The 433-nt window shown below is 69.5% G+C and carries 1 protein-coding gene and 1 pseudogene; both read right to left on the bottom strand.

Features of this window, described 5'->3' with window-relative positions:
- On the bottom strand, nucleotides 1–307 hold a 307-nt coding region (locus tag RM779_RS33390; protein WP_311621548.1), incomplete at its 3' end, for a cytochrome c biogenesis protein ResB.
- Nucleotides 308–311: 4 nt separating this feature from the next.
- A pseudogene (locus tag RM779_RS33385) lies at nucleotides 312–433 on the bottom strand (cytochrome c biogenesis protein CcdA); the annotation flags it as partial.

The following is a 433-nucleotide window of genomic DNA, read 5'->3' as shown; positions in this document are numbered from 1 at the left end:
GCTCCTTGAACTCCTGGACCTTGAAGTCGTCGACGCTGGTCTGCGGGATCAGCGAGCCGGGGACCGCGCCGAGGGAGAGCAGGAAGAGCAGGATCAGCGCGACCCGCATCGAGGTGAGCTGGCGCCAGAACCAGCGGGCCCAGCCGATCACCCCCATCGCGGGGACGCCGCTCCCGGTCCCGGATTCCGGCTCCGGGCGCTCCTCGCGGGGCGCGGTGGACAGCCGCTCCCCGGCTGCGCGGTCGGCGGGCTCGTCCGCCGGGACGTCCGTACGGGCGCCGGTGTCCGTGCTGTTCGTCTTGCTCATGAACTCAGATCCCCACAACGAAGCCGCTGGACCAGCTCTGCATCTGCTGCATGAGCGTCGCCCACACACCCGTCAGCAACAGGATTCCGGTCACGATCATCATGCCGCCGCCGATCCGCATGACCC

This window comes from Streptomyces johnsoniae (assembly GCF_031845565.1).
Taxonomy (GTDB): Bacteria; Actinomycetota; Actinomycetes; order Streptomycetales; family Streptomycetaceae; genus Streptomyces; species Streptomyces johnsoniae.
This window is presented reverse-complemented; position numbering and strand designations above follow the sequence as displayed.